18 protein-coding genes are annotated in these 22,559 nt (G+C 67.5%); 12 read left to right on the top strand and 6 right to left on the bottom strand.

Annotated elements, in window-relative coordinates; translation table 11 throughout:
• Positions 1 to 122: 122 nt before the first annotated feature.
• A complete protein-coding gene (locus tag HWX36_RS20155) occupies positions 123 to 965 on the bottom strand; it encodes an ABC transporter substrate-binding protein (protein WP_175953991.1) in 843 nt (280 codons plus the stop codon).
• 470 nt (positions 966 to 1,435) lie between these two features.
• Positions 1,436 to 2,332 (bottom strand): glutamate/aspartate ABC transporter substrate-binding protein, encoded by an 897-nt coding sequence (locus HWX36_RS20160; RefSeq protein WP_175953993.1) that lies wholly within the window; start codon positions 2,330 to 2,332, stop codon positions 1,436 to 1,438.
• Positions 2,333 to 2,753: 421 nt separating this feature from the next.
• Between HWX36_RS20160 and HWX36_RS20165 the strand changes: the two genes are divergently transcribed.
• From HWX36_RS20165 to HWX36_RS20175, 3 genes are all read left to right on the top strand, one after another.
• A complete protein-coding gene (locus tag HWX36_RS20165; RefSeq protein WP_175953995.1) occupies positions 2,754 to 4,394 on the top strand; it encodes a S8 family peptidase in 1,641 nt (546 codons plus the stop codon).
• Positions 4,395 to 5,110: 716 nt separating this feature from the next.
• Entirely contained in the window at positions 5,111 to 7,876 is a 2,766-nt protein-coding gene (mgtA, locus tag HWX36_RS20170; protein WP_175953997.1) for a magnesium-translocating P-type ATPase, read from the top strand.
• A 77-nt stretch (positions 7,877 to 7,953) separates the two neighbouring features.
• On the top strand, positions 7,954 to 8,697 hold the full coding sequence (locus HWX36_RS20175; protein WP_175953999.1) for a transporter: 744 nt from the start codon (positions 7,954 to 7,956) through the stop codon (positions 8,695 to 8,697).
• Positions 8,698 to 8,768: 71 nt separating this feature from the next.
• On the opposite strand, the gene HWX36_RS20180 is transcribed toward HWX36_RS20175, so the two are convergent.
• Entirely contained in the window at positions 8,769 to 9,053 is a 285-nt protein-coding gene (locus HWX36_RS20180; RefSeq protein WP_175954001.1) for a transcriptional regulator, read from the bottom strand.
• A 98-nt stretch (positions 9,054 to 9,151) separates the two neighbouring features.
• Positions 9,152 to 10,027 (bottom strand): LysR substrate-binding domain-containing protein, encoded by an 876-nt coding sequence (locus HWX36_RS20185; protein ID WP_175954003.1) that lies wholly within the window; start codon positions 10,025 to 10,027, stop codon positions 9,152 to 9,154.
• A gap of 51 nt (positions 10,028 to 10,078) precedes the next feature.
• Here HWX36_RS20185 and HWX36_RS20190 point away from each other — a divergent pair, with 51 nt between their 5' ends.
• The 7 genes from HWX36_RS20190 (at position 10,079) to HWX36_RS20220 (ending at position 14,921) form a co-directional block, all read left to right on the top strand.
• Entirely contained in the window at positions 10,079 to 10,396 is a 318-nt protein-coding gene (locus tag HWX36_RS20190) for a hypothetical protein (protein WP_175954005.1), read from the top strand.
• A 20-nt stretch (positions 10,397 to 10,416) separates the two neighbouring features.
• Entirely contained in the window at positions 10,417 to 10,923 is a 507-nt protein-coding gene (locus HWX36_RS20195; RefSeq protein ID WP_175954008.1) for a hypothetical protein, read from the top strand.
• 15 nt (positions 10,924 to 10,938) lie between these two features.
• Positions 10,939 to 12,033: a serine hydrolase gene (locus tag HWX36_RS20200; RefSeq protein WP_175954009.1), complete on the top strand. Its 1,095-nt coding sequence runs from the start codon at positions 10,939 to 10,941 to the stop codon at positions 12,031 to 12,033.
• A gap of 44 nt (positions 12,034 to 12,077) precedes the next feature.
• Positions 12,078 to 12,311: a hypothetical protein gene (locus HWX36_RS20205; RefSeq protein ID WP_175954011.1), complete on the top strand. Its 234-nt coding sequence runs from the start codon at positions 12,078 to 12,080 to the stop codon at positions 12,309 to 12,311.
• A 72-nt stretch (positions 12,312 to 12,383) separates the two neighbouring features.
• A complete protein-coding gene (locus tag HWX36_RS20210; protein ID WP_175030829.1) occupies positions 12,384 to 12,839 on the top strand; it encodes a MarR family transcriptional regulator in 456 nt (151 codons plus the stop codon).
• A 67-nt stretch (positions 12,840 to 12,906) separates the two neighbouring features.
• A complete protein-coding gene (locus HWX36_RS20215) occupies positions 12,907 to 13,470 on the top strand; it encodes an isochorismatase family protein (protein WP_175954013.1) in 564 nt (187 codons plus the stop codon).
• Positions 13,467 to 14,921 (top strand): DHA2 family efflux MFS transporter permease subunit, encoded by a 1,455-nt coding sequence (locus HWX36_RS20220; protein ID WP_175954015.1) that lies wholly within the window; start codon positions 13,467 to 13,469, stop codon positions 14,919 to 14,921. The genes HWX36_RS20215 and HWX36_RS20220 overlap by 4 nt, the downstream gene beginning before the upstream one ends.
• Positions 14,922 to 15,145: 224 nt before the next feature.
• Here the strand turns inward: HWX36_RS20220 and HWX36_RS20225 are convergent, their stop codons facing one another.
• Positions 15,146 to 16,864, bottom strand: coding sequence for a SulP family inorganic anion transporter (locus HWX36_RS20225; protein ID WP_175954017.1), 1,719 nt, complete (start codon positions 16,862 to 16,864; stop codon positions 15,146 to 15,148).
• A gap of 493 nt (positions 16,865 to 17,357) precedes the next feature.
• Between HWX36_RS20225 and HWX36_RS20230 the strand changes: the two genes are divergently transcribed.
• On the top strand, positions 17,358 to 18,599 hold the full coding sequence (locus HWX36_RS20230) for a mechanosensitive ion channel family protein (RefSeq protein WP_175954019.1): 1,242 nt from the start codon (positions 17,358 to 17,360) through the stop codon (positions 18,597 to 18,599).
• Between the two features lie 54 nt (positions 18,600 to 18,653).
• Here the strand turns inward: HWX36_RS20230 and HWX36_RS20235 are convergent, their stop codons facing one another.
• Complete coding sequence (locus tag HWX36_RS20235) at positions 18,654 to 20,075, bottom strand: PLP-dependent aminotransferase family protein (RefSeq protein WP_175954022.1); 1,422 nt, start codon at positions 20,073 to 20,075, stop codon at positions 18,654 to 18,656.
• Positions 20,076 to 20,227: 152 nt separating this feature from the next.
• On the opposite strand from HWX36_RS20235, the gene HWX36_RS20240 reads away from it, so the two are divergent.
• Positions 20,228 to 22,552 (top strand): FdhF/YdeP family oxidoreductase, encoded by a 2,325-nt coding sequence (locus tag HWX36_RS20240; RefSeq protein ID WP_175954024.1) that lies wholly within the window; start codon positions 20,228 to 20,230, stop codon positions 22,550 to 22,552.
• The last annotated feature ends 7 nt before the right edge of the window (positions 22,553 to 22,559 follow it).

Here is a 22,559-nt window from a genome sequence, read left to right on the forward strand (position 1 = left end):
AGACTCCTCGACCCCGCAGGGTGATGCCGCGCCCGGCGTGCAGCGTGCACGCCGGTGCGGAGATGCGCGCCGGCTCGGCACGCGATGATCGGGTCACGCGTACTTCGGGCCCTGCGGCGCGCCTACTTCGCGGTGCCGAGCGCGGCGGCGACGTCGGCGGGCGTCGGCTCCTGCAGCCCGTATTTCTTCACGAGCCTGCCGTACTCGCCGCTGCGCCTTGCGTCGCTCAGCGCGCCCTCGAGCGCGCCCAGCAGGCCGCTGTCGCCCTTCGTCACCCCGAGGCCGATCACGATCGGATACAGCAGCGTCGCCGAGCCGATCTCGACACGCCCGCCCGTCTGCCGCGGGATCCCCTGCGCAACGGCTGCGTCCTCGATCTGGACGTCGACTGCCTTCGACATCAGCGCGGACGTCGCTTCGGGCGACGTCGGGAACTCGAGAATGGCGATCTCGCCGCGTCCGCTCGCCTTGCACGCATCCTGCGACAGCGCACGCAGTTTCGGCGTCCACGATGCGCCCTTGATCGAGCCGACCCGCTTGCCGCACAGGTCCTGCGGCGTCCTGGGCAGGAACGTGCTGCCCTTCGCGACCAGCAGCGAGGCCCCCGTCTTCAGGTACGGGACGAAATCGACCTGCTTCACGCGGTCGGGCGTCACGTACAGCGCGGACGCAACGATGTCGAAGCGGCGCGCCTTCATCCCGAGGATCAGGTCCGGGAACCGCGTGTCCAGAAACACCGGCTCGAGATTCAGGTGGCGCGCCAGCATCCGCGAGAACTCGGCGTCGAAGCCGGCCGGCTTGCCGGCCTCCAGATACGCATAAGGCGGATACGTGAGATCGGAGCCCACCAGCAAGGTGCCGGGCCGGACGGTCTGCAGCGGAGCCGCCGCCGCGAACGAGCACGCGAGGGCCAGCGGCACGAGCGCGCCGCGAAGGAAATGGCGAAGCGGAAAACGAGCGGACATCGCAAGACTCCTGGGTTGTTCGGCTCCCGCGCTGAAATTCCGCAACGCCTCCCAGACGCCGCCGCATGGGGCTTCCCGGGATTTTTCGCCGAAAATTGTTGAACAATTTTGGCCGATTCTGACCAGTTCAAATTGAAATCTGAATCCGGGTATACGCGATAACCGGCGCGACCGGACAGGCATCGCATGCGTGTGCACACGCGGCCTGTCGGCGCGGAGCACCGGCGCGGGCAAAGTGGAAAAAGAAGCGGGGGAACGCGATCCGGACGGATGTCCGCGAGGTACGGCGCCGGCAACGCGGCGCGCGCAGCGAAGGATCAAGAGGCGGCTTTCATCGTCCGACTTGAACAGCGCGAAGCCCGCTCACGCCGCCGGATGCGAGCCGCATCACCGGTTGCCGGGCCGGTGGCGTTCGAACGCACGGCCGGCATGTTCGTCATGCCGGCCTGCACTCGATTGAAACGATTCCGTCAATACTGCGCCTGATCCGTCGGATTCCTGAACAACTGATTCATCTCCGCCGACAGCGGATAGTTGAGGCTCACGCCCTTCGGCGGAATGGGTTTCATGAACCATTGGTCGTACAGCTTCTCGGCCGCACCCGACGTCTGCATCTTCGCAATCACGCCGTCGACGACATGCTTGAACGCCGGATCGTCCCTGCGCATCATGCACGCATAGTTTTCATGGACGAGCGGCGTGCCCGTCACCGTATACGCGCCCGGGTTGCGATCCTTCGCAATCTCGCCGTACAGCAGCGGCTCGTCCATCACGAATGCCACCGCGCGCCCGGTCGTGACGTTCATGAACGCTTCGGCGTGATCCTTCGCGCTGATGATCGTCATGTTCATCGCCTTCTCTTCATTGAGCTTGCGCAGCAGGCGCTCGTCCGACGTGCCGGCCGTCGTCGCAACCGTCTTGCCGGCCAGGTCGGGAAAGTCCTTCACGCCCGAATCCTTGCGCGTGCTGAAGCGGATGCCGTACAAAAAGATGCTGTTGGAAAACGCGGCCTGCTTCTGCCGTTCGAGCGTATTCGTCGTCGATCCGCATTCGAAATCGATCGTCCCGTTCTGCAGCAGCGGAATCCGGTTCTGCGACGTGATCGGGATTTCCTTCACCGCGAGATTCGGCAGGTTCAGTTCCGTCTTGAGTTGGTCGATGATGCGCGACGCGATGTCGCGCGAATAACCGATGTTCTTCTGCTGGTTGTCCGAATACGAGAACGGCACCGACGATTCGCGAATGCCCAGCGACACGACGCCCGTGTCCTTGATCTTCTTCAGCGTGCCGGTGAGGGCCTGCGCGTGCGCGCTCCCCGCCAGCGCACAGGACAGCGCGACGGCCAGCCAGCGGAAACGGCGATCCATGCTTTTCTCCTGACGAAACGTTGATCGAATGACGATCGTACGCCCGACAAAATTCGCGCCGCATCAGGGAAAGCGTAATCAACCTTCCACCGCAGCCAGGGCGTGAAAGATGTTTTCCGTACCGCGCAAACCGCCCCGCGCCGCACATTTCGCCCGATCGGCCGCGCAAGGGTTCACCCCCTCTTCTGTGGCATACGTTCCAAACACGCGTTCATGCTGCAACGCAGCAACGTAATCGTTTGCGCGCGCCCCGTTTTTTCTCGTGAAACGCACTCAAGAAGCCGCCACGCCGGCCGTTACCCAGTGCATGGCGCGTCGCAGCAACCTTGCTGCAACCGTCAGACAAAAAAGACAAGGTCCGGGTCAGCCGGATCAGCGCCACCGCCGGCACGACGGTTATCTACGAGGATCGAGTTTCAACATGAGAGCCAAACGATTCAATTTTGCGCTGGCGCGCTCCGCACATGCGCGCATGCTAGCCGGCATGCTGTCTGCCGCCGCCCTCCTGCCCCTCGCCGGTTGCGGCGGCGGTGGCGGCGGCGACGGCAGCAATCCGTCTTCCTCCAACGCGGCGCCGGCTCCGACGCCTGCCCCGACCGCCCCGACGCCCGCTCCCACCACGACCGGCACCAATGCATGCGCGACGCAGCAGGCCGCCGTGCAGATGGCGGCGCAGACGGCGCCGGCCGAAGCGCCGATCGATCACCTGATCGTCAAGCTGAAGACGCTGACGGCCACGCGTGCGATGGCGGCCGTCGACAACGGGACGCGGCTCGACGCGGTGATCCAGCGCTCGATGACACGCTGGACGGCACCGGTCACCGGCAGCGCACGCGCCTATGCGAGCGCGGTCGGGCAAATGCCGGTAAACGTCCAGGTCGAACGGACGATCTCGAACGGCGCTGCCGTACTGTCGCTCGGGCAGCGCATGGCCGCCTCCGACGCAGCCGCGCTCGCGCAAGCATTCGCAGCCGATTCGGACGTCGACTACGCGGAACCGGATCACCCGATGCAGATCCGCGACACGCCGAGCGATCCGCTCTACAGCCAGCAGTGGTACCTGTCCGACCCGACCGCCGGCATCGACATGCCGCCCGCATGGAGCGTGACGAAGGGTTCGCCGACCGTCGTCACGGCCGTGCTCGACACCGGCTACCGGCCGCATGCCGACCTCGTCGGCAACCTTCTGCCCGGCTACAGCTTCATCAGCAACGTCAATACCAGCAACAATGGCCAGACGCGCGGCCCTGACGCAACCGATCCGGGCGACTGGGTCACGCAGCAGGAACTCAGCAATGCGAGCGGCCCGTACTATAACTGCGCGCCCCAGCCGAGCAACAGCAGCTGGCACGGCACCCGCGTGATGGGTGTGATCGGCGCGACCGCGAACAACGGCGCCGGCATCGCCGGCGTCTCGTGGCTCGGCCAAATCCTGCCGGTGCGCGTGCTCGGCAAGTGCGGCGGCACGACGAGCGACATCGCGGACGGGATGCGCTGGGCGGCCGGCATTCCGGTCAACGGCGTACCGAACAACCCGACGCCCGCGAAGGTCATCAACCTGAGCCTCGGCGGGGTCGGCGCGTGCAGCACGACGTTCCAGCAGGCGATCGACGACGTGACCGCGAAGGGCGTAACCGTCGTCGTCGCCGCCGGCAACGACGGCCTGTCGACCGGTCTCGACCAGCCCGCGAACTGCCGTGGCGTGATCAGCGTCGGCGCAACCGACACGACGGGCCTCCGCGCGTCGTTCAGCAACTTCGGCGCCGATGTCGCGCTGAGCGCGCCGGGCGTCAACATCCTGTCGACGTCGAATACCGGCACCACGACGCCGGGCTCGGACACCTATGGCCTCGCGAGCGGCACCAGCCTCGCGACGCCGCAGGTGACGGGGGTCGCCGCGCTGATGTTGTCGGTGAACGGCAATCTCACGCCGGCGCAGATCCAGCAGAAGCTGCAGGGTGGCACGCGCACGACCAAGCTGGCGGCCGGCACGTCGTGCACCGCGATGCCGGCGGGCTCGGGCATCCTCGATGCAGGGGCCGCCGTCGCGTCAGCCAACTAAGCGGCGCCACCCTGCTTCGACGCGGCCGCGCGCATGCCGATATCGCATGCGCGCGGCCGTTTCATCGAGGGCGATCCGGCGATTCTCCGGTCACGCATCGCCCCGATTACGTTTCTCGAAATAACGACTGACAAAAGGGTTGACGCTTCGCACAGCGACCCATTACCATCGCTCCCGTCTAATTACATGGAGTGTTCTGTGAACACCGATGCGAGTTGTAGTTGGTCCTTGACCAACTTGACTGCTGCCTGAGGAAAACGCGCAGAGCCTCGTCTTCTGCCGCATCCCGGGAAGCAGGATGCGGCGCCCTTCCGGCCTGACTGGCCCGATCTCCCGCCGAATTTTCATTGTTGTCGAATGCACGCGATGCGCCGTCGCGTGCGTGCATTCGTGTTGCGCGCAGCGTCAGTTGCGTGCGCTTTCCGTTCGCGTGCCGTCCGGCCGCGCGCCTTCGTGCGTGCGTCGCTGTCGATCGTCCGTGCCGATCATTCTCAACCGAAAGGAGTGCAGATGAACTCAGACGACAGTAGTCGATTACCGCTCGCCGGTGCGACGCTGCGCATCGCCCCTCCGGCCGCACCGCACGCGCCGGCGAGCGTTCCCGCCTTCTCCGATCCACAACCGATCGCGCCTGACGCGACGCGGCAGGGAGCGCTCGTGCGTCGATAACGTCACGGTCGCTCCCCGCCCGCCGCCCCGTGCGCAGGGACCGACTCATGACAACACGACACAACACATCGCAAAAGAAACAGCGCGGCTTTATCAAGGCCGGCGCCGGCCCGCAGAACGACCCGCACATCATGCGCGCCGCGCAGGAAGCGGCCCGGCCGCTCGAAGACACGCTGAAGTCGCTGAACGCCAGCACGCGCGGCCTCACCTACGACCAGGCCGCCGATCGCCTGCAGCATTACGGCCCGAACGAAATCGCGCACGACAAGCCGCCGCACTGGACCCGCCAGTTGCTGCTCTCGTTCCACAACCCGTTCGTCTATGTGCTGCTGGTGCTGGCCGCCATCAGCTTCTTCACCGACGTCTACTTCGCGGCACCCGACGACCGCGACTACGTCGGCATGACGATCCTGCTGACGATGGTCACGATCAGCGCGCTGCTGCGCTTCGTGCAGGAATTCCGCTCGCTGCGCGCCGCCGAGAAGCTGAAGGCGATGGTCCGCACGACCGCGACCGTGCAGCGCGCGGTGACCGACACGTCCGAACCGTCGCGCCGCGAGGTGCCGATGCGCGAAGTCGTGGCCGGCGACATCGTGCACCTGTCGGCCGGCGACATGATCCCGGCGGACGTGCGCCTGCTCGCGTCGCGCGACCTGTTCATCAGCCAGGCCGTGCTGACCGGCGAGGCGCTGCCCGTCGAGAAGTACGACACGCTCGGCGCGGTCGCCGGCAAATCCGCCAGCACGCATGCGGCGGATGCTGCGACCGATACGTCCGCATCGCTGCTCGATCTTGAGAACGTCTGCTTCATGGGCACCAATGTCGTCAGCGGCACGGCGACGGCCGTCGTCGTCGCGACCGGCGAGGACACCTACTTCGGCTCGCTCGCGCGCAACGTCGTAAGCCACAAGCGCATCGAGACGAGCTTCGACCGCGGCGTCGCGAGCGTGAGTTGGCTGCTGATCAAGTTCATGTTCGTGATGGTGCCGATCGTGTTCATGATCAACGGCCTCACCAAGGGCGACTGGCTGAGCGCACTCACGTTCGCCCTCGCGGTGGCCGTGGGCCTCACGCCCGAGATGCTGCCGATGATCGTCAGCGCGAACCTCGCGCGCGGCGCGGTCGCGATGGCGCGCCGCAAGGTCGTCGTCAAGCGCCTGAACTCGGTGCAGAACTTCGGCGCGATGGACGTGCTGTGCACCGACAAGACCGGCACGCTCACGCAGGACAAGATCATCCTCGAACATCATCTCGACCTGTCGGGCTACAAGGACGAGGAGATCCTGCGGCTCGGCTGGCTGAACAGCTTCCACCAGAGCGGCCAGAAGAACCTGATCGACATCGCGGTCGTCGCGCGTGCCGACGAAATCGGCGCGCGCGCGAAGCCGCAGGGCTACAAGAAGATCGACGAACTGCCGTTCGACTTCGTCCGCCGGCGCCTGTCGGTCGTCGTCGAGGACACGCGCGGCACGCACCTGCTGATCTGCAAGGGCGCGGTCGAGGAAATGCTGGCCGTCTCCACGCACGTGCAGGATGAGGACGGCGTGCGCCCGCTCGACTTCGTCGCGCGCAAGCGGCTGCTCGAACAGGCCACCGCATACAACGAGGACGGCTTCCGGGTGCTCGTGCTCGCGACGCGCACGATCCCGCGCGGCGACGAGCGCCAGCAGTACCGCACCGCCGACGAACACGACCTCGTCGTGCGCGGCTTCCTCACCTTCCTCGATCCGCCGAAGGAATCGGCGGCGCCGGCGCTCGCCGCACTGCGCGCAAACGGCGTCGCGGTGAAGGTGCTGACGGGCGACAACCCGATCGTCACGATGAAGGTGTGCCGCCAGGTCGGCCTCGAACCCGGCAAGCCGATGCTCGGCACGGAAATCGAAGCGCTCGACGACGCGACGCTCGCGGAAGTCGTCGAACGCACGACCGTGTTCGCGAAGCTCACGCCGCTGCAGAAGGCGCGCATCGTGAAGGCGCTGCAGGCGAACGGCCACACGGTCGGCTTCCTCGGCGACGGCATCAACGACGCGCCTGCGCTGCGCGACGCCGACGTCGGCATTTCGGTCGACAGCGGCGCCGACATCGCGAAGGAAACCGCCGACATCATCCTGCTCGAAAAGAGCCTGATGGTGCTCGAGGAAGGCGTGATCAAGGGCCGCGAGACGTTCGGCAACATCCTGAAGTACCTGAACATGACCGCGAGCTCGAACTTCGGCAACGTGTTCTCGGTGCTGGTCGCCAGCGCCTTCCTGCCGTGGGAGCCGATGCTCGCGACCCAGCTGCTCGTGCTGAACCTGATCTACGACACGTCGCAGATGCTGCTGCCGTGGGACAAGATGGATCCCGAGTTCCTGAAGAAGCCGCGCAAGTGGGAAGCCGGCAACATCAGCCGCTTCATGCTTTGGGTCGGGCCGACGTCGTCGGTGTTCGACATCACGACGTACATCCTGATGTGGACCGTGTTCGGCGCGGGTGCGATGTATCACCTGAACGGCGGCACCGGCGGCCAGATCGTGATGAATTCGGGCTGGTTCATCGAGAGCCTCGTATCGCAGACGCTCGTCGTACACCTGCTGCGCACGCAGAAGATCCCGTTCCTGCAGAGCACGGCCGCGCTGCCGGTGCTGCTGTCGACGTTCACCGCGATCGCGATCGGCTGCTGGCTGCCGTTCTCGCCGTTCGCGGAGTCCCTCGGCTTCATGCACCTGCCGGGCACCTTCTGGCCGTGGCTCGCCGCGACGATGGTCGGCTACATCGTGCTCGCGCAGATCGTCAAGACGATCTACGTGCGCCGCTACAAGCAATGGTTCTGAAGGCCATTTCCTGAAGCCGGCCGGCTCGCGCACCCCTGTGCGGGCCGGCCGGCTCGCCACGCACGACAGGTGATCCAATGAAAAGAATGCTTCCGCTCGCAGCCGCGAGCGCCCTCCTCGCGCCGTTCGACGCCCTCGCCACCCATCCGCTCGTCAGCGACGACACGGGCACGCAGGGCAACGCGAACTGGCAGTTCGAGTTCAACGCCGAGGAAACCTCGAAACAGGAAGAAAACGGCCGTCACCAGCTGTGGAACGCGACGCTCACGCGCGGGTTCGGCGATCACGCCGATCTCTACGTGAACGTGCCGTACACGCATCTGCAGACACGCACCGACGAAAATGGCGCCGGGGTCGGCGATGTCGAGATCGGCATGAAATGGCGGTTCGTCGAACGCGGCCCGCTGTCGATCGCGCTGAAGCCGAAACTGACGACGCCGACCGGCAACGACCGGCGCGGGCTCGGCACCGGCCGCGTGGGTGCCGGCGCAACGCTGCTCGCGCAGCTCGACGTCGCGCGGTTTTCGTTCCTCGCGAATGCGGGCATGACGTACCAGCCGAATCGCCAGGGCGACCTGACGTCGATCTGGGCCGTGTCGGGCGCGGCGATCTACAAGGTGACCGACACGTTGCAGATCGTGGCCGACATCGGCACATCACGCAACACGACAAGCAGCGCCGGTGCGAATCCTGCATTCGTGATCGCGGGCGCGATCTATTCGCCGAAACCGTGGCTCGATCTCGACATCGGCTACCGGCGCGGGCTGAACGACCAGACCTACGATCATTCGGTGATGGGCGGCGTGACGGTGCGGTGGTAACAAACCGATACCCCGTATCGAACCGCATACCCGGCCGCAAGACGACGGGCCGCTTCCCAGCGGCCCGTTTTTCATTGCGCGTCGCTCGCGCCGAACAGTTGCGCGCACACCGCGCGCCCTTCGTCGGTCAGCGCGGCGCTGCCGGTGCCGTCCTCGTTCAGCGTCGTCACGCTCAGGCCCGCGGCGTCGAGCTGCGTCAGCACGCGGCGCAGCGTGCTCATCGGCAGTTGCGTGCGTTTCGCGATCTTGGGCAACGACCAGGTCTTGCCGGCCGGATCGCTCGCGGCGTCGTTCAGCGTCGCGAGCGTCGCGACGAGTGCGGGATCGAGCGGGGAGTCGTCGGATTCCGAAGTCATGGGTTGCGGTCGGTGAGCAAGACGGGGGCTGTCGTTCGGGTGTCCGGCACGCGATCGGGCGACCGCCGCCGGCCGAGGACACTATACCGCTTCGTCCATCATGCATGCTTGATCGCGGCACGCATGAACGACACGAAGCGTGTGGTGACGGGATCGTCGCGGCCCGACAGCCACGCGAGCCCGACGCGCCACTTCGCGTCCTTGCCGTCGAGCGGCAATACCGTCGCGTCACGCAGCAGATATTGCGCACGCGACGGGATGAACGCGACGCCCGCGCCGGCCGCGACCGACGCGAGCACCGACTGCACGTCTTCGGCCTGCTGCGTCACGTGCGGCACGAAGCGGCGTTCGATGCACCACCGGTCGACCTGCGCGGCCAGCCCTTGCCCGCGTGCGCGCTGCAACGCGATGAAGCCGATTTCGTTGAGCGTGCCGAGATCGGCCGGCACGCGCTTCAGGCCGAGATGCGGCGGCACCGCCAGCGCCAGCGCCTCGTCGATCACCTTGAACGACGACAGTCCTTCGTCCGACGGCAGGCGCAAAAAACCTGCGTCGAGTTTGCCCGCGCGCAATCGGCGCGTCTGCTCCGCGGACGACAGGTCGCTCAGCGTGACGGCAATGCCAGGATTCCGGCTGCGAAACTCCGCGACGAGCCGTGGCGCGAGCGTCAGCACCGACAAGCAGATGCCCAGCCGCAAATGACCGCGCTGCCCGCTCGACAGCTCGCGCGCGCGGGCGAGAATCTCGTCCGCATCGCGCACCAGCGCCTGCGCATCGGGCAGGAAACGCTCGCCGAACGCGGTGAGCTCCGCTCCATGCCGGCCGCGCTCGAACAGCTTGCCGCCGAGGCTCGCCTCGAGCGCGCCGATCTGCTTGCTCAGTGCCGGCTGGCTCATGTGCAGCGAATCGGCCGCGCGGCTGAAATGGCAAAGCTCGGTGACGGTCAGGAACGTCCTCAGAAGTTTCAATTCCATTCTTGAAAGGAATATCAACGATCAAAACATTCATTTTACCGATCGAATGCAATGACGTTCAATACGGACATGCCCTTTCAGGAATCGCCCGTCATGTCCGTTGATCTCGTCAGTGAATGTCCGCCCGACGACGCTTCGTGCGCACCGGCCGCCCTCGACGGGCGCGCCGCAACAGCCGATCCGCGCGCGCCGAAACGTCGTGCCGAACGAATCGAGCGTGCCGAACGCGCTGGCGGCCGCGGCCGCGGCTTTCGTTTCGGCGATGCCGTGGACGCGATGAGCGCGATGAACGACGCGCCGCCGCGCCCCGTGACCGGCTCGATCGCGCTCAGCTTCGCGGTGGTGTCGCGGCGAAACTGGCCACGTTGAATGGCGCGCGGCGCCCGTGCATGCTTTTCATGCGTGCCCTCGCCGTTGCGACGTCAAAACGCGCGATGCCCTCACCCGAGCGCCAGGTCGGCGATATCGATGCGATAGCAGTTGCCGTCCGTAGCGACCGCGTGAAGCACGCGGCCGCGGCCAGTCATTCGAGCGATCTCGACCGGTTCGGAACCATCGCGCTGCAAGCGACGTTGCAGGCAACCAGCTCCCCCTTCGCGGACAGGCTGTCGATCGATACGCAAGGCTGCACGGGTAACGCGTGCGGGCGGCTGGACATGGGCGCTCCTGAAAATGATCCCGACATCTTGCCGGCTGTTCCATCGTTTGTCAGGCAGGCGCGGCATATCGACGCAAATCGCCACGCAAAGAGGCGTCACCCCGCCGAACAGGGCCTGCGCCATTCACCGAATCGCGCATCGTTTCCCGCCTTCAATCGTCATCGCCCCGCGATCGACCGTATAATTTTCCGCATCCCGCTGCCCCCCGTACATTCCACGCAGCCTCACCGCGCGTGAAAAGGAGACGTTCGCTTGACCGGCCTCATCGCGCGCCTGCCCTTCGCCCGAGCCACCCTGCTCGTCGCCCTGTCGATGCTGATGCTCGCCTTCTCGACAAACGCGTCGTCCACGCCACGCAACCCGCCGCCGCGCGCCGCGCACGCTCATGCGCCGGCGAAAGCCGTCAAGAAAACCGTCAAGAAGAAGCCGGCCCAGCGCACCAAGAAGGCCGTCAAGCATCGCCGCCCGCATGTGAAGCACCAGGCAGTCAAGCGTCACGCGGCACCGGCCCCGCAGCAGCGTCGCGCCAAGCGCGCGACCGCCGTGCGCCCGCGCCCGGCCGCCAGGCCGCGCCTGATGGCGAGTTGCGGCTACGGCCCGCGCACGGTCAATTCCCTCCATTCACGCGCGGCCTACGTGCTCGACGTCGACTCCGGCACGCCGCTGCTGGCGCGCAACGCACGCGCCGTGCGGCCGATCGCGTCGATCTCGAAGCTGATGACGGCCGTCGTCGCACGCGACGCTGACCGTCCGCTGAACGGCGTGCTGCGCGTCACCGCGCACGACCGCGACACGATCAAGTTCACCGTGTCGCGCCTGCAGGTCGGCTCGGAACTGTCGCGCCGCGAGATGTTCCATATCGCGCTGATGTCGTCGGAAAACCGCGCGGCCGCCGCGCTGAGCCGCGACTATCCGGGCGGACGCGCCGCCTTCGTCAAGGCGATGAATCGCGAAGCGCGCCGGCTCGGCATGCGCCATACGCACTTCCGCGAGCCGACCGGCCTGTCGCCGCACAACGTGTCGACGGCCGAGGATCTCGCGAAGCTCGTCGGCGCGGCGGCGCAGGATCCGCTGATCCGCTATTTCTCGACGGATACGTCGACCACCGTGCGCCCGGGCGACGGCGAGCTGCTGTATGTGAATTCCGACCCGCTCGTCCGCTACCGCCGCCTGCCGATCCGGCTGCAGAAGACCGGCTTCATCAACGAGTCCGGGCACGGCGTCGTGATGCGCATGCGCGTGAAAGGCCGCCGCGAAACGGTCGTGCTGCTCGGCGCGCCCACGCGCGCGGGCGTCTCGAGCGATGCCATCAAGATCCACCGCTGGCTGTCCTGCTCGATCCGGTAAGCGCACACGGGCGGCCGGCGCGTTCACCCTACGGGAGCGATGCCATGCAGGACGAATACCGCTTCAACGCATTCGGACGGCTGCTGGCCGTCGTGCGCATGAATGGCCGCTGGGCCGTGTTCGATCTTGGCACCGAAGGCAAACGGCGCCCGGCCAACCTGCATGTTCCGCCGACGCTCGCCGCCGACGAACTCGCGCAATACCTCGGCGACCTGCTGCACGAGCACGCGACCCCGAGATACAGCGAAGTCGTTCCGGTCCCGGTCCGCGGCGCATGACCGCCCTCCCGCTGCACCTCGATTCGGCGGACAATTAGACAGTTAAACTTGCAAGTTTAACTGTCGTGTCTTATGATCCGCCGCATGAACCCGCCACGCAAACCCGGCGTTTCCGCCGACATCGTCGCCGCTGACCTGACCCTCGCGGTCGGCCAGCTGATCCGCCGGCTCCGCTCCGAGATCGAATCCGGGGGGCTCGGCATGTCCCAGACGAGCGCGCTCGCGCGCCTCGAACGGCACGGGCCGATGACGACCGCCGACCTCGCGCGCGCTGAAGCGATGAAGCCGCAGTCGATGAAGGCGACGCTCGCAAGCCTCGAGGAAGACGGTCTCGTCGAGCGCGAACCGCATCCGACCGACGGCCGCCAGATCCTGTTCCGGCTGACCGCGGCCGGCCTCGATGCACGGCTCAAGCGCAACGCCGCGAAACACAAGTGGCTCGGCGCCGCGATCGAGCAGCTCGATCCGGAAGACATCGACACGCTCGCCGCCGCGATCCCGCTGATCCGCCGCATCGGCGAACAATGAATCCGGCCAGCGCGCCCCACGGCATTCGCGCGCACGGCTTTCCTCGTCCCTTCCACGGAGTCCCATCATGTGCGCAACCCGTCTCGACACGAACACGGCACTCGTCGTCATCGACCTGCAGAAAGGCATCGTCGCCCTCCCCACCGCGCATCCGGTCGAACCGGTGATCGCGCACACCCGCGCACTGCTCGACGCATTCCGCGACCGCGGCCTGCCGGTCGTGCTCGTCAACGTCGCGGGCGGCGCTCCGGGTCGCACCCAGCAGCAGGTGCGCGTGGACCCGCTTCCCGCCGACTGGACCGAACTCGTGCCCGAACTGAACCGGCAGCCGGGCGATCACCTCGTGACGAAAAAGACCTGGGGGGCATTCACCGGCACCGACCTCGACGCGCACCTGAAGGCGGCCGGCGTCACGCAGATCGTGCTGGCCGGCGTCGCGACGAGCATCGGCGTCGAATCGACCGCACGGCAGGCGCACGAACTCGGCTACAACGTGACGCTCGCCGTCGACGCGATGACCGACCTCGACGCGGACAGGCATGCGAACAGCGTCGAGCGTCTGTTCCCGCGCCTCGGCGAGACGGGCACGACGCAGGACATCATCGCGCTGCTCGACCGGCGCGGCGCATGAGCGACCCGCGCGCCCGGACGGCGCGGGGCCACGCGGCCAGCCAGCTCGATCCGTCGATCTGGAAGGTCAGCGCGGTCGCGGTACTCGGCTCGCTGCTGTCGCAGCTCGACGCGACGATCGTCAACGTGTCGCTGTCGAGCCTTGCGACCGATCTGCACGCGAGCCTCGCGACGATCCAGTGGGTGACGAGCGGCTACCTGCTCGCGCTCACGCTGGTGCTGCCGCTGAACGGCTGGCTCGTCGACCGGATCGGCGCCAAGGCGCTGTATCTGTGGTGCTTCTCGGCGTTCACGCTCACGTCGGCGCTGTGCGGGCTCGCGTGGTCCGCGCCGTCGCTGATCGCGTTCCGCGTGCTGCAAGGCGTGAGTGGCGGGCTGCTCGCGCCGATGGCGCAGATGATGATCGCGCGCGTCGCCGGCCAGCAGATGGCGCGCGTGATCGGCTACGCGGCCGTGCCCGTGCTGCTCGCGCCGATCCTCGGCCCGGTCGTCGCCGGCACGATCCTGCAGCACGCGTCGTGGCGCTGGCTGTTTCTCGTGAACCTGCCCGTCGGCATACTGGCGCTCGCGCTGGCCGTGCGGTTCCTGCCCGGCGACCGCGACGACACGCAGCCGCGCAAACTCGACTGGGTCGGCCTGGCGCTGCTGTCGCCGGGGCTCGTGCTGTTCCTGTACGGCATCGAACGGATCAACGAAGCGCTCGGCATCGCGGCGATCGTCGCGGCCGCGCTGTTGCTCGCGGCGTTCCTGCGGGTCGAAACGCGCCAGGGCGACCATGCGCTGATCGACCTGGCGCTGTTGCGCGGCAAGGTGTTCGGCGCGGCCGCGTCAACGCAATTCCTGTCGAACGGCGCGCTGTTCGCGGGCCAGATGTTGATTCCGGTGTTCCTGATCCAGGCCTGCGGCCGCACGCCTGGCGAAATGGGCTGGCTGCTCGCGCCGATGGGCCTCGGCATGCTCGTCACCTACCCGTCGATGGGCGCGCTGACGAGCCGGTTCGGCGTGCGGCGGCTGGCTGCCGCCGGCGCGCTGCTCGCGCTGTTCGCGACGCTGCCGTTCGTGTTCCTCGCGCTGACCGGCTACGATCCGTACTTGCTCGTGCCGGCGCTGTTTCTGCGCGGCATGGGCCAGAGCGCAATCGGCGCGCCGTCGATTTCCGCCGCGTATGCGTCGGTCGAGCGCCGCAACCTGCCGATGGCGACGACCTCGCTCAATATCGTGCAGCGTCTCGGCGGCCCGACGTTCACGACTGTCTGCACGCTGTTCCTCGCGTGGCGGCTGCAGGCCGAAACGGTGGCGAGCGGCGGCACGCAGGCGAACGCGTATGCGTGGGCGTTCGGCCTGCTTTGCGTGCTGCACGCGGCGAGCTTCGTCACGACGCTGCGGCTGCCGTTGGGGGCGGCCGGTGCGGACGGGAAACCCGCCGGCGCCGCGCGCGCCGGTTCGCGCTGACCGCGGATGCCGTGGCTGTGCCGCGCCGCGCGCGCGGCGTCGCTACGGCAGCCACATCGGCACGATCGACACCACGAGCAGCACGCCGAGCCCGGTATTCAGCCAGCGCCACTGCCGCTCCGTGGTTGCAACGCGGCCAGCGCACGCCGGCCGCGACGGAACCCGCCCGCCACCTGCGCAACGGCTTCGCGCGCTTGCGGGCCGCCGCGTAGCGCCGGCTCCCGTTAGACGACGCCCGGCTCCTGCGGCGCCACCGTCGTACCGGCGGCCTCCAGTGCCTGATGCAGTGTCGGGAAGATGCACGACGCGCCGACGATCTCCGTGATCCGGTGACGATCCATGTCCGCGCGCAGATAGCGGCTGACCCGCCCGAACAGCACGCCGATCCCGCGTGCGTGCAGCATCCTGACGAGGTCGGCCAGCGTCCGCGCGGCCGAATAGTCGATGTCGGTGATCGCGCCCGCATCGACGACGAACCAGCGCGTCGGCACCGGCGCCGCATCGACGAGATCGGTCACTTCGGCAGAAAACAGATGATCATTCGCGAAGAACAGGTCGGAGCCGAACCGGTAGACGATCAGCCCCGGCGCCGTCATCGCGCCGTGCCTTGCAGGCACCGGCTGCCACCGTCCGTTGCCTTCGACCGGTTCGAGCACCATCGTGTGCGGCTGGTAGCTGTGGCGCACGTGCCGCATCAGCGACAGCGCGACGGCCAGCAGGATGCCGTGCTCGACGCCGACCGTCACGACGGCCACGGCCGTCACCAGCGCGAGCGTGAATTCGCCGGGGCTTTCCTTGCGGATCGCGGCGAGGCTGCGCAGGTTGATCAGCCCGAGCGCGATCGTGAACACGATGCCGGCCAGCACCGCATGCGGCAGGTACTGCAGATACGTGCTGAAGAACAGCAGGACCACCGCCACCACGGCCGCGAACGCGAGATGCCCGATCTGGCTGCGCACGCCCGCGCCGTCGGCCATCGCCGTCTGGGTCGGGCTGCCGTTGACGACGAACGCGCCGCCCACCGCCGCAGCCGCGTTGGCGGCCGCCAGGCCGAGGATGTCGGCGTTGGTGTCGACCTCCTCGTCATACTGCTGCGCGAACACGCGCGCGGCGGCCGCACTCTGCGCAATGATCATCACGAAACACGACGCGGCGACCGGCACGAGATCGAGGAACTGCTGCCACGTGACGGACGGCCAGCGCAGCGGCGGCAGCCCGCCCGCGACCGGCCCGAGCACCGCGATGCCGTGTGCGGCGAATCCGAACGCGGCGCTTGCCGCGATGCTGCCCGCGACCGCGATCATCGGCATCGGCACGCGCGGCAGAAACCGCTTGCACACGAGAATCGCGACGACGACGAGCGCCGCGAGCGCGAACGTCGGCCGGTTCGCGTGGACGAGATGCGTGACGACGTAGAAGAGCTGCGCCAGGCTGCGCGACGCCGGGTACGGCACGGCCAGCCCGAGCATGTCGCCGAGCATCGCGATCGACACCTGCACGCCGACGCCGGCGAGAAAGCCGACCAGCACCGTGCGCGACAGGAAATCGGCGAGAAAACCGAGCTTGAAGATGCGCGCGAGCAGCAGCATCGCGGCGGTCAGTAGCGCGACCATGCCGGCCAGCGCCACATACTCGGCGCTGCCGGCCGGCGCCATCGACGACAGCCGGCTCGCGAAGATCGTCGCGGTCGCGGAGTCGGCGGCGACCACGAGATGGCGCGACGCGCCGAAGCACGCGAACGCGACGAGCGGCAGGAACACCGTGTAGAGGCCCGTGACGGCCGGCATGCCGGCGATGCGCGCATACCCGAGCACCTGCGGGATGTCCATCGACGCGAGCGAAAGGCCCGCGAATATGTCGCGGAGGGCCCCGCCGCCGCGGATCGGGAGGATGCCTTTCAGCAGCCGCACGCCCGACGGGCGGCTTTCGTTGGAATCTTGCATGCGTGGAATGCGTGAATACGGGGTGACGTGGTTCGCAAAGTCGTTCGCGCATCGTGCCCCGGACAGGCATCGCATGGCAAGTGCGCGAAGGAGGTGCGTGTCGCTCACCGTCGGCGGCGGGCCGCATGCAGCGACGAACGGCGCACCGACGATCCATGCGACGTCCGCATGATTGCATGGATCGCCGTTTTCGCGCATCGAAGCGCGAAGGCCCGCCGCAGCGGGGCCCGGCCGCGCCCCGGCCAGTGCGCAACACAAGCCGCCACACGCACGTGCGGCGGCTTGCGGTGATGCGCTTCCATCCCCCGCCGTCACCCGATTACAGAGGAGACCTGCGCAATGGTGAGGAGGTTCGGGAGCCGCGCACCCGGCATCCACGGCCACCTGCCTGGAACCCGATGGCACAATCACGGTCCCTTTCATGTGCCCTTCACCGGGCGCGCGCCGCGCCGCGGCGCCGATTCAACGCACAAGAAGGCCCCTGTTCGCCCCTATGACCCTGAACGAATCCTGGTTTGCGCCGCTCGTCGGCATCCTCATCCTGCTCGCCGCCGCCGGCGCGATCACCGCCGTCGTCCATTTCCTGCTGTTCCGCGTGGTCGCGCGGCTCGCACGGCTTTCCGCCACGCGCGTCGACGACGCGCTGTTCGAATTCGGCGCGTTCAAGTGGCTGAACCGCATCGTCCCGTTCGTCGTGATCAAGCTCGGGCTCGGCGCGGTGCCCGGCATTCCCGACAGGGCCGCCCAGGTCGCCGACAAAGCGCTGTTCGCGCTGCTCGTGTTCCTCGTGACGATGACGATCAGCGCGACGCTGTCCGCGCTCGAACACACGCATCGCACGCACCATCGCGACCAGCCGCGCCTGTCGCTGAAAGGCGCGATGCAGCTCGTCAAGCTCGTGATGTTCATCACCGCCGCGCTGGTCGTGATCGGCGACGCGACCGGCAAGCAGATCGGCCTGCTGCTGTCCGGCATCGGCGCGATGTCCGCGGTGCTGATGCTGATCTTCAAGGACACGCTGCTCGGCCTCGTCGCAGGCGTGCAGCTGTCGTCGAACGACATGCTGCGGATCGGCGACTGGATCACGATGCCGTCGGCCGGCGCGGACGGCACCGTGATCGACATCACGCTGAACACCGTCAAGGTCGCGAACTTCGATCACACGATCATCACCGTGCCCACCTGGAAGCTGATCACCGAGAGCTACCAGAACTGGCGCGGGATGACCGAAGCGGGCGGACGCCGCATCAAGCGCGCGCTGTTCGTCGACGCGACGAGCGTGCGCTTTCTCTCCAACGCCGAGATCGAGCGGCTCGAACGCCTGACGCTGCTGAAGGACTATCTCGAGGACAAGGTCGACGCGATCGAGCAATGGAACGGCACGCTCGGCGCGGCCGGCGACTGTGCGGCGAACCGCCGCCAGTTGACGAACCTCGGCACGTTCCGCGCGTATGTCGCGAACTACCTGAAAGGCCATCCGCGCATCCGCCGCGACATGACCTGCATGGCGCGGCAACTGCCGCTCACCGCCGAAGGCATTCCGCTCGAACTGTACTGCTTCACCGACACGACGACGTGGGTCGACTATGAGGCCATCCAGGCCGACCTGTTCGATCACCTGATCGCCGTGCTGCCCGAGTTCGGACTGCGCGTGTACCAGCACCCGTCGGGCTTCGACATGCGGCAGATGGCCGGCGCCGCGCAAGCGGGGCTGCCCGCGCCGCACGCGGGTTGATGCACGCGACGGCGGCCGGTCGTCGGCCGCCGCTTGCCGCGCGGCCCCCTGCCCTCAGCGCGCCGCGCACTCCGACGCGAGCCGCCCGAGCACCTTCAACGCGTCCTCGATCTGCCGCGACCACGGATAACTGTAGTTGAGCCGGATGAAATGCCGGTAATCGGTGCCCGCCGAGAACATGTGCCCGGGGCCGACCGTGATCCGCTGCGCGAGGGCCAGCGCATACAGCTTCATCGCATCGACCTGCGGCGGCAGCTCGACCCACAGCACGTACCCGCCCTGCGGCTGCGACAGCCGCGTGCCCTCCGGAAAGAAACGCCGCACCATCGCGCTCATCAGGCTCGCCTGCTGCGCGTACTGCTTGCGCATGCGCCGCAGGTGGAAATCGTAGCCGTCGTGTTTCAGGTACTCGGCGATCGCGAGCTGCTCGATCGCGGGCGTGGCCAGCGTGTTCAGGAATTTCAGCTTCTCGACCTGGTCGCGATAGCGGCCCGGCATCGCCCAACCGATCCGGTAGCGCGGCGACAGGCTCTTCGAGAACGACGCGCAATGCAGCACGAGCCCGTCGCGGTCGAACGACTTCAGCGCGCTCGGCGTCGTGTCGCCGAAGTACAGCTCGTGATAGACATCGCTCTCGATCGCCGGCACGCCGTGCTTCGCCAGCAGTTCGACGAGCGCGCGCTTGCGCGTGTCGGGCATCTGGAAACCGAGCGGATTCTGGAAATTCGGCATCACCATGCACGCGGCGATGCGCTCGCGCTCGAGGATTCGTTCGAGCGCGTCGAGATCGATGCCGTCGCCCGGATGCGTCGCGACTTCCAGCGCGCGCATGCCCATCCGCTCGATCGCGTGCAGCATCGCGTAGAACGTCGGCGATTCGACGGCGATCGTGTCGCCCGGCTTCGCGACGGCCTGCAGGCACAGGTTGATCGCCTCGGTCGCGCCGATCGTCACGACGATCTCGCCGGGTTCGACCGCGATCCCGCGCTCCGCATAACGACGCGCGATCTGCCGGATCAGCTCCTGGTTGCCGGGCGGCAGATCGTCGATCACGCCCCAGCGCGTGCGGCGGCGGCCGATCGTCTGCGCATAGCGCGCGAGACGCTGCACCGGAAACTGCGACGCATCGGGATACGGCGAGCCGAGCGGCACCGCGTCGTCGCGCGCGATCGAGCGCAGCGTCGACAGCACGAGACGGCTCACGTCCACGGCCGACGGCTCGGCGGCCGGCGCCGACATGTGCAGTTCGGCCTCGGCCGGCGCCGCTGCGCGCGCGCGGACGAAATAGCCCGATTGTGGCCGGCTCTCGATCAGGCCGCGGCTTTCCAGCACGAGGTACGCGCGCAGCACGGTCGTGACGCTGAGCTGCTGCTGCCGGCTCGCCTGCCGCACCGACGGAATCCGCTCGCCGGGCCGGTACACGCCGCGCTCGATCTGCGCCTGGAGATCGTCGGCCAGTTGTTCGTAACGCTTCATGCGCCTTCCTTTCAGCTCCCCTTCAACAACACAGTTGCGATCCGCACTGCCTGAATGGCCGCAACTGTACTCTTTTTTGAAGTGAACAGGTGTACACACAGCCGGACGGGGGCCGCGCGTACTCTGCAGCCATCGACCCCGACACCCGCATCATGAAAAAGAAATCCGCCACCGCGCGCATCGAACCGTACACCCACCCGGCCGCCGGCTGGGGCGCGCTGAAAGCCGTCACGATCAACCTGATCAAGGAAAAGGTCGCAGGCGGCAACTACCGTACGCTGCTGCGCCAGAACCAGCCGGACGGCTTCGACTGCCCGGGCTGCGCATGGCCCGACCGCCAGCACGCGTCGACGTTCGAATTCTGCGAAAACGGCGTGAAGGCGGTCGCCGCCGAAGCGACGAGCAAGCGCGTGACGCCCGAATTCTTCGCCGCGCACACGGTCACCGAGCTGCTCGAACAGTCGGACTTCGAACTCGAGCAGCACGGCCGGCTCACCGACCCGATGGTGTACGACGCGCAGACCGACCGCTACGTGCCGATCGCGTGGGACGACGCGTTCGCGCTGATCGCGCGCCACCTGCGCGCGCTGCCCGACCCGAACCAGGCCGCGTTCTACACGTCCGGGCGCGCCAGCAACGAAGCAGCGTTCCTGTACCAGCTGCTCGTGCGGCTGTACGGCACGAACAACTTCCCCGACTGCTCGAACATGTGCCACGAGGCGACGAGCCGCGGGCTGCCTGCGTCGGTCGGCGTCGGCAAGGGCACCGTCACGCTCGACGATTTCGAACAGGCGGACACGCTGCTGATCTTCGGCCAGAACCCGGCCACCAACCACCCGCGGATGATGGGCGAACTGCGCGAGTGCGCAAAGCGCGGCGCAACGATCGTGTCGATCAACCCGCTGAAGGAACGCGGCCTCGAACGCTTCGCCGATCCGCAAAGCCCGCTCGAGATGCTGACGATGTCGGGCACGAAGATCGCGTCGACGTTCATCCAGCCGACGATCGGCGGCGATTTCGCGCTGATCAAGGGGATGGCGAAGCGCGTGCTCGAACTCGACGACGCCGCGCGCGCCGCCGGTGCACCGCGTGTGCTCGACACCGCGTTCATCGGCGAGCATACGGCCGGCTTCGACGCGTTCGCCGACGACCTGCGCAACGAAAGCTGGTCCGCGCTGACGGCCGAAAGCGGCGTGCCGTACGAACAGATCGACAGCCTCGCGCAACTCTATGCACGCAGCGAGCGCGTGATCGCGACATGGGGCATGGGCATCACGCAGCACAAGCATTCGGTCGCGACCGTGCAGATGCTGACGAACCTGATGCTGATGCGCGGCAACATCGGCCGCCCCGGCGCCGGCCTGTGCCCGGTGCGCGGCCACTCGAACGTGCAGGGCAACCGCACGGTCGGCATCGAGGAAAAGCCGTCGCAGGCGTTCCTCGACCGGCTCGGCCGCGTGTTCGACTTCGAGCCGCCGCGCCATCATGGCTATGACGTCGTCGAGACGATCGAAGGGATGCTCGCAGGCCACGTGAAGGTCCTGATCGGCCTCGGCGGCAACTTCGCGATGGCGACGCCCGACACGCCGCGCACGTGGGAAGGCATGCGCCGCTGCGACCTCTCCGTGCACATCACGACGAAGCTGAACCGCAGCCACCTGATCCACGGCCGCGACGCGCTGATCCTCCCGACGCTCGGCCGCACCGAGATCGACCTGCAGGACAACGTCGCGCAAGGCGTGACGGTCGAGGATTCGATGAGCATGGTCCACGTGTCATACGGGATGAACAAGCCGGCGTCGCCGAACCTGATGTCGGAGCCCGCGATCGTCGCGCACATGGGCCACGCGTTGTTCGGCAGCGGCAAGATCGACTGGCTGGCCTACAAGGACGACTACGCGAAGATCCGCGACGCGATCGAGGCGACGCTCGACGGCTTCTACGACTACAACACGCGCATCGCGCGGCCGGGCGGCTTCCACCTGCGGGTGGCGTCGCGCGACCGCGAATGGCTCACGCCGACGGGCAAGGCGAACTTCATCGCGCACGCACTGCCGGCCGACACGCCGATCCAGCGCGCCCGCGCACTGCACGGCGAACGGCTGATGACGCTGATGACGACGCGCTCGCACGACCAGTACAACACGACCGTCTACGGGCTCGACGACCGCTATCGCGGCGTGTTCGGCCAGCGCCGCGTGGTGTTCGCGAACCGCGACGACCTCGCGATGCTCGGCCTGAAGGCCGGCGAATGGGTCGACATGGAAACCGTGTGGCACGACGGCATCGAGCGGCGCGCGGACGGCTTCCTGCTCGTCGAATACGACATCCCGCGCGGCTGCATCGGCGCGTACTACCCGGAAACGAACCCGCTCGTGCCGCTCGACAGCGTCGGCGACGTATGCAACACGCCGACGTCGAAGTCGATTCCGGTGCTGCTGCATCGCGCGGCCGCGCCGGCGTCGATCGCCGCCTGACGGAGCG

The sequence above is a fragment of the Burkholderia sp. BCC0405 genome (assembly GCF_902833075.1).
Lineage (GTDB): Bacteria > Pseudomonadota > Gammaproteobacteria > Burkholderiales > Burkholderiaceae > Burkholderia.

Excerpts from the sequence above, each read along its gene's own strand:
- HWX36_RS20215 (WP_175954013.1), top strand. The coding sequence starts at position 12,907 with ATGTGCGCAACCCGTCTCGACACGAACACGGCACTCGTCGTCATCGAC.
- HWX36_RS20185 (WP_175954003.1), bottom strand. The coding sequence starts at position 10,027 with ATGGAATTGAAACTTCTGAGGACGTTCCTGACCGTCACCGAGCTTTGC.
- HWX36_RS20205 (WP_175954011.1), top strand. The coding sequence starts at position 12,078 with ATGCAGGACGAATACCGCTTCAACGCATTCGGACGGCTGCTGGCCGTC.
- HWX36_RS20180 (WP_175954001.1), bottom strand. The coding sequence starts at position 9,053 with ATGACTTCGGAATCCGACGACTCCCCGCTCGATCCCGCACTCGTCGCG.
- HWX36_RS20195 (WP_175954008.1), top strand. The coding sequence starts at position 10,417 with ATGCTTTTCATGCGTGCCCTCGCCGTTGCGACGTCAAAACGCGCGATG.
- HWX36_RS20175 (WP_175953999.1), top strand. The coding sequence starts at position 7,954 with ATGAAAAGAATGCTTCCGCTCGCAGCCGCGAGCGCCCTCCTCGCGCCG.
- HWX36_RS20230 (WP_175954019.1), top strand. The coding sequence starts at position 17,358 with ATGACCCTGAACGAATCCTGGTTTGCGCCGCTCGTCGGCATCCTCATC.
- HWX36_RS20190 (WP_175954005.1), top strand. The coding sequence starts at position 10,079 with ATGACGTTCAATACGGACATGCCCTTTCAGGAATCGCCCGTCATGTCC.
- HWX36_RS20165 (WP_175953995.1), top strand. The coding sequence starts at position 2,754 with ATGAGAGCCAAACGATTCAATTTTGCGCTGGCGCGCTCCGCACATGCG.
- HWX36_RS20240 (WP_175954024.1), top strand. The coding sequence starts at position 20,228 with ATGAAAAAGAAATCCGCCACCGCGCGCATCGAACCGTACACCCACCCG.
- HWX36_RS20220 (WP_175954015.1), top strand. The coding sequence starts at position 13,467 with ATGAGCGACCCGCGCGCCCGGACGGCGCGGGGCCACGCGGCCAGCCAG.
- HWX36_RS20235 (WP_175954022.1), bottom strand. The coding sequence starts at position 20,075 with ATGAAGCGTTACGAACAACTGGCCGACGATCTCCAGGCGCAGATCGAG.
- mgtA (WP_175953997.1), top strand. The coding sequence starts at position 5,111 with ATGACAACACGACACAACACATCGCAAAAGAAACAGCGCGGCTTTATC.
- HWX36_RS20210 (WP_175030829.1), top strand. The coding sequence starts at position 12,384 with ATGATCCGCCGCATGAACCCGCCACGCAAACCCGGCGTTTCCGCCGAC.
- HWX36_RS20155 (WP_175953991.1), bottom strand. The coding sequence starts at position 965 with ATGTCCGCTCGTTTTCCGCTTCGCCATTTCCTTCGCGGCGCGCTCGTG.
- HWX36_RS20160 (WP_175953993.1), bottom strand. The coding sequence starts at position 2,332 with ATGGATCGCCGTTTCCGCTGGCTGGCCGTCGCGCTGTCCTGTGCGCTG.
- HWX36_RS20225 (WP_175954017.1), bottom strand. The coding sequence starts at position 16,864 with ATGCAAGATTCCAACGAAAGCCGCCCGTCGGGCGTGCGGCTGCTGAAA.